This is a genomic window from Kitasatospora sp. NPDC093558 (assembly GCF_040683475.1).
GTDB lineage: Bacteria > Actinomycetota > Actinomycetes > Streptomycetales > Streptomycetaceae > Kitasatospora.
This window is the reverse complement of sequence record NZ_JBFBDY010000390.1, coordinates 1-5,984: the sequence shown is the minus strand read 5'-3', so window position 1 is coordinate 5,984 and position 5,984 is coordinate 1. Positions and strand designations below refer to the sequence as shown.

4 protein-coding genes and 1 pseudogene are annotated in these 5,984 nt (G+C 75.7%); 1 reads left to right on the top strand and 4 read right to left on the bottom strand.

Annotated elements, in window-relative coordinates; translation table 11 throughout:
- Window positions 1–65: 65 nt before the first annotated feature.
- A complete protein-coding gene (locus AB0O00_RS27220; protein WP_363656073.1) occupies window positions 66–1,451 on the bottom strand; it encodes a phosphomannomutase/phosphoglucomutase in 1,386 nt (461 codons plus the stop codon).
- A gap of 132 nt (window positions 1,452–1,583) precedes the next feature.
- A complete protein-coding gene (locus AB0O00_RS27215) occupies window positions 1,584–1,949 on the bottom strand; it encodes a DUF3499 domain-containing protein (RefSeq protein ID WP_280686050.1) in 366 nt (121 codons plus the stop codon).
- Between the two features lie 234 nt (window positions 1,950–2,183).
- Between AB0O00_RS27215 and AB0O00_RS27210 the strand changes: the two genes are divergently transcribed.
- Complete coding sequence (locus tag AB0O00_RS27210) at window positions 2,184–2,636, top strand: metallopeptidase family protein (protein WP_363656071.1); 453 nt, start codon at window positions 2,184–2,186, stop codon at window positions 2,634–2,636.
- Between the two features lie 38 nt (window positions 2,637–2,674).
- Here the strand turns inward: AB0O00_RS27210 and AB0O00_RS27205 are convergent, their stop codons facing one another.
- Both AB0O00_RS27205 and AB0O00_RS27200 read right to left on the bottom strand, forming a co-directional pair.
- The gene (locus AB0O00_RS27205; RefSeq protein ID WP_363656069.1) at window positions 2,675–4,375 is read right to left on the bottom strand and encodes a DUF5719 family protein; all 1,701 of its coding nucleotides are present in this window, start codon (window positions 4,373–4,375) and stop codon (window positions 2,675–2,677) included.
- A gap of 6 nt (window positions 4,376–4,381) precedes the next feature.
- Window positions 4,382–5,984: pseudogene (locus tag AB0O00_RS27200) on the bottom strand (family 2 glycosyl transferase); the annotation flags it as partial.

Genomic DNA, 5,984 nt, shown 5'->3' with positions numbered 1-5,984 from the left:
GATAGGCAACCCTACCGGCCGGGGCACCGGCGCTTCCGTTCAGGCGCGTCGGCGCCCGGGAGGCGTCAGGCGCGGACGATCGCGAGGACGCCGTCGCGCAGCTCGGCCATCTTCGCCGGGTCCTTGGCCTCGACATTCAGGCGCAGCAGCGGCTCGGTGTTGGAGGCGCGCAGGTTGAACCACCAGTCGGGGCCGGCCACGGTGAGGCCGTCCAGCTCGTCGACGGTGGTGCCCTCCAGGCCTGCGTAGGCGGCGCGGACGGCGGCCGAGCGGTCGGCCTGGTCGGCGACGGTGCTGTTGATCTCGCCGGAGGCGGCGTAGCGGTCGTACTCGGCGGTGAGCGCGGACAGCGTGCCCGGCTGCCCGCCGAGGGCGGCGAGGACGTGCAGGGCGGCGAGCATGCCGGTGTCGGCGCGCCAGAAGTCACGGAAGTAGTAGTGGGCGGAGTGCTCGCCGCCGAAGACGGCGTCGGTGACGGCCATCTCCTGCTTGATGAAGGAGTGGCCGACGCGGGTGCGCACCGGGGTGCCGCCGAGCTCGCGGACCACCTCGGGGACGGTCCAGGAGGTGATCAGGTTGTGGATGATGGTCGGCTCGGCCTCGCCGGCGGCCTTGGCGCGGGCGATCTCGCGGGCGGCGACCAGGGCGGTGATGGCGGACGGGGAGACCGGCTCGCCGCGCTCGTCGACGACGAAGCAGCGGTCGGCGTCGCCGTCGAAGGCGAGGCCGAGGTCGGCGCCGACCTCGCGGACCTTGGCCTGGAGGTCGACCAGGTTCTTCGGGTCGAGCGGGTTGGCCTCGTGGTTGGGGAAGGTGCCGTCCAGCTCGAAGTACATCGGGACGAGCTCTATCGGCAGGCCGTCGAAGACGGTCGGCACGGTGTGGCCGCCCATGCCGTTGCCGGCGTCGACGGCGACCTTGAGCGGGCGGATCGCGGTGAGGTCGACCAGGCCGAGCAGGTGGTCGGCGTAGCCGCGCAGGGTCTCCTGCTCGGAGAGCGCGCCGGGCTTGACGTCCTTGGCCGGGACGGTGACGGTGTCGTCCTCGCCGGTCCAGGACTCGACCAGCTCGCGGATCTCGGCGAGGCCGGTGTCCTGGCCGACCGGGGCGGCGCCGGCCCGGCACAGCTTGATGCCGTTGTACTGGGCCGGGTTGTGGCTCGCGGTGAACATCGCGCCGGGCAGGTCGAGCTTGCCGCTGGCGTAGTAGAGCTGGTCGGTCGAGCAGAGGCCGATCTGGACGACGTCGGCGCCGTAGGCGGCGGCGCCCTCCGCAAAGGCCCGGGTGAGCGACGGGGAGGAGGGCCGCATGTCGTGGCCGACCACGATCGCGGTCGCGCCGGTGACCTGGACGAAGGCCGCACCGAAGGCCCGGGACAGGCTCTCGTCCCACTGGTCCGGGACGACGCCTCGGACGTCGTACGCCTTCACGAGCTGCTTGAGGTCGCGCACTGCGGCTCCACCCTGGTCTCTACTGATCGTTCACGATACGTCGGGGCCACCGCCCGTTCGGTCGACGGGTTGCGGTGACGGTAGACGGGCAGCGTACCCGGGACGGGCGAACGCGCCGTGCGGGGCGAGCCGTCAGTTGTCGGGCGAGCGCAGGACCCGGAGGTGGCCGCGGCGGCCGCCCTCGGTGGACTCGCCCTCGGGGGCGCGGCCCTGACGGGGGGTCTGCGGGCGGGCGGCCTCGCGGACGGCGTTGGCGAGGGCCTCCAGGTCGTCGCTGCTGCGGCGCAGCGGCCCGGCCTCGGCGGCGAGCCGGACGACCTCCCAGCCGCGCGGGGCGGTGAGGCGCTCGGCGTGCTCGGCGCACAGGTCGTAGCAGTGCGGTTCGGCGTAGGTGGCGAGCGGCCCCAGGACGGCGGTGGAATCCGCGTAGACGTACGTCAGCGTCGCGACGGCCGGCCGGCCGCACGCGGTCCGCGAACAACGACGTACAGAGCTCACGAGGGTGGACGGTACAGCACTCCTCGCCGGGGAGCGAAGACCGCCCGCCCTCGTGGTGCGACGTGTCGCGCCGCGCGCCCCTCGGACCGGCCCGTCCGGTGCGCCCGGGGGGCGCTTCGGCGCGGGGCCGTCGCCTCGCTCGCTCCGCCCGCTGCCGCGTGCGCCCCCGCCCCGGGCGTTTCCCTGCCGGAGTGGTCCACTTCCGACCGTCCAAGGACTACCCTCGGCAGTGATATGGACAGCTCTGCACCGCAGTCATCGACGGGACCCTCGCGCCGACCCCGGCACCGCGACCGGCACGGCAGGGGGCTGCGCGGCCCGCTGGCACCGCCCCAGGTGCCGATCTCGCTCACGCGCTCCGAACTGTTCGACGACTACGTTCGCGAGTCGGTGGAGCGCCTCGAACGGCGCTGGCCGCAGCTGATCGAGGTGGAGTTCGCCGTCCAGGAGGTGCCGCTGCACGAGGCGGACGGCGCGGACTCCGAGGACGGCGTGCCGCTGGGGCGGGTGTCGGCCGGCAAGCAGGGGCGCAAGAGCCAGATCGTGGTGTACCGGCGGCCCGTGGAGATCCGGGCGAAGAGCCGGGAGGACCGGGCGGCGCTGGTGCACGAGATCCTGATCGAGCAGGTCGCCGAGCTGCTCGGCCTGTCGCCGGACGCCATCGACCCGCGCTACGACGAGGACTGACGCTCCGGGGGGCCCGCGACCGGGCCCCCGGAGCCTGGTCAGCGCAGGACGACGCCCGGGTCCTGGGAGGCCTGCGGGACCTTGACGGTGCTGTGGTCGTCGCGCAGCGCCTGGACGGTGAACATCGGCACGTCCTTGGTGGGGATCGCGAGCATCCGGGCGGCCACCACCGGGCCGCCGGAGGCGGTCTCCACGGTGAGCGCGAAGGAGCCGTTCAGCCCGCCGGGCTCGGGGGCCGGGAGGGCGACCGTGGCACCGGCCGGCACCTGGACGTCCTTGGTCACCGGGGTGCCGCCGTTGGTGCCCGCCGAGGCGGTGACGTGGACGGTGGCGGCGTCGCCGGTGGACGTCAGGAACAGCGTGGACGCGCCGGCCCGGTTGTCGGCCACGGTGGCGCGGGCGCCGACCGGGGCGGCGCCGGTGAGCCAGGCCGCGTCGCTCTTGCCGTTCGAGCCGGCCCGGTCGATCCGGACCCCGGCGACGACCGCGGTGGGGTGCTTGTCGTCGCTGGGCGACAGCCGCAGGCCGCCGGGCTCCTCGCCCCGGGTGATCTTCCCGAGGTCGACGGCGGCGACCATGCCCGCCTTGACGTGGATGGACTCGTTGCCGGCCGGGGTGAACCAGCCGTTCTTGCCGGAGAGCTGGATCTTCAGGTCGGCGTCGTCCTCCGGCGGCGCCCAGACGACCAGGCGGGCGGCCGAGGTGTCGGCGGGCAGGCCGGGCAGCACCACGGTGGGGGCGGGCTCGGCCGAGGCCGGGATCCAGTCGGCGCCCTTGTTGCCGTCGGCGGCGTGCAGGAACGCGCCGAGCCGGCCGCTGCGGGCCACGACGTGCACGGCGAGGTCGGTGACCGCGCCCTTGGTCAGGGTCGGCAGCAGGATCGACTGGGAGCTCCCGGGGGCGACGGTGATGCCGTTGGCGGCGTCGTTGTCGATCGGGCCCTTGTCGCCGTAGAGCTTGATGTCGACGACGGCGGCGGAGGACTCGGGGTTCACCAGGCTGATGTAGTCAGTCCGGTCGCCCGCGGTGCTGGCCCCGGCGAACCAGAAGCCGGTGCCGGCCGGGGTGCAGGTGACGCCGGACAGGCCGAGGCCGCGCTGCTCGGTGACCGTCGTGGTCTGCGTGACGGTGAAGCCGGGGGCGAGGGCGCCGGTGGCGACGGCCCCGCTGCCGGGCGCGTTGTCGGCGTTGGCCGCGGGGGCCGAGACCGGGGTGCCGGGCTTGGCCACGGTCAGCCGGGCGTCGGCGGGCGCGCCGCCCTTGTCGGGGGCGGCCGAGCCGGTCGGCGCCGGGGCCGCGGGGGCGGCCGGGGCCGACGAGGCGGCGGGCGCGGGCGTCGCGGGCGCGTTGGCGTCGGAGAGCCAGCCGGCCCCGCCGGACGCGCTGCCGGTGCCGGGCGGGGTGTAGGCGGTGAGCGTGGTCGAGCCGGTCAGGCCCTGGAGCGGCTGCGGGCAGACCGCCGCCGTCCGCTCGACCTGCGCGGTGGTCGCCGCGGCGCCCGTGTCACCGGTCTTGGGGGCGGCCGGCGGACGGACCTGGGCGATGCCGAACACCACGGCGAGCACGGCCGCGGCGGCCAGCAGCGACTGCGTCGTGCGGCTGCCACCCGAGCGCCCGGCGGGGCGGGCCGGCACCGGGGCGCCGTCCGCGTCGGGGGCCGGGTCCGGCTCCGGCGGCAGGTAGCCGGTCTCCTCGGCCTCGGCGGGCGAGGACTTCTTCCCGAAGGAGGGCTTCTTCATCGCGGGTCAGCTCCCCGATCCGTGGTGGTGCGGGTACCGGCCAATCCCGTTGGGGTCGTTCGGGTCGTAGTAGGGCTCGGCCTGCGGCTGCCCCGGCACCCAGGGCTGCTGGTGCTCCGTCTGCTGGTAGGGGTCGTAGCCGTACTGCTGGTCCTCGTACGGCTGCTCGTAGCCCTGCTGCTGCTCGTAGCCCTGCTGAGGGTAGGCCTGCTGCCCGTAGCCCTGGGAGTGGCCCTGCTGCTCGTAGCCGTGCTGGGCCTGGCCGCCGTACTGCGCGGCCGCCGGCTGCTGCGCGGCGTAGGGGTCGTAGCGGTACGGGTCGGCCTGCTCGTACGTCTGGTACGGGTCCGTGTACGGCTCGGTGTCCTGGGCGGCGGCCGCCTGGACGGCCTCCGTCATCGGATCGGCGACGGGCTGCGGCGGGACGGCGCCCTCGTACACGCCGGTCTCGTCGGCGCCCGGCTCGCCCTCGCCGCGCTCGGCCATCCGGCGGGCCCGGCGGCTGCCGGGGGCGGGGGCCTGCGCCTGGGCCGCGGCGGCGAGCGCGGCGGCGGCCAGCACGTCCTCGGGCAGGTCGTCGTCCTTGTGGCTGCGGCGACCGGGCAGGGCCAGCACCAGGATCGTCAGGCCGATCAGCACCTGCGCCCAGATCCAGCCGGTGTGCAGCAAGCTGCCCTCCCGGGTGACGGACAGCTTGCCGCCGCCCGCCGGGAGCTTGAAGCCCTGCGCCCAGCCGTCGACGGTGGTCGGCTCCAGCGCGGTGCCGTCCAGGGTGGCCTTCCACTCGGGGGAGGCGCTCTCGGCGAGCCGCAGCACCCGGCCGTCCTGGCCGGCCGCGACCGTCGTGGCGATGTCGCGGGCGCCGGACGGGACGACCACGGGGGCCGCGCCGGGGGCGGTGATCACCGCGCGGACCGCCGCGGCGCCGTTGACCTGCCAGAGCGCGGCGTCGCCGTCCTGGTTGGCCTTGACCAGGCCGGGGGTGGCGTCCAGGACGTCCTTGAAGGCGTCGATCGCGGGCCGCTCGACCAGCACGTACGCGATGCCGTAGCCCGACAGGGCGCCGGCCTGGTCCGCACCGGAACCGGCCAGCAGGCTGCCGACCACCTTGTTCAGGCCGTCCTGGGTGCCGGTCGCCGGGTCGACGGTGGACTCGGACTGGCCGAGCGTCAGGCCGGCGCCGCGGACCACGGTGTAGCGGACGGCTCCGCCGCTCTTCTCGCCCGTCAGGACGAGGGTGCGGGCGCGGTCGCTGGTGCCGGCCTCCTCCGCGATGAACGCGGGCACCTGGCTCGGCGCGGCGCGGTGCAGCGGGCCGTCGGCCCCGGTCACCGCCCACCAGAGGCCGGTGCCCAGCGGGGCCAGCACGGCGGCGGCCACCACGAGCGCGGCGACCGGCTGGCGCCAGCCGAAGGCGATGCCGGCCACGCGGGCGTTGGCGCCGTCGGCGCCGATCGCGGCGGCGGCCAGCAGGGCGATCCCGGCGATCAGGGTGGCCGGACCGGCCCAGGCGGGCACGGCCGCGCCGCCCGAGGCGGGGGTCACGGAGGTGCCGGCCACGGCGACGGCGAAGACCATGCCCGCGCCGGCCGCGCCCCACGCGGCGAGC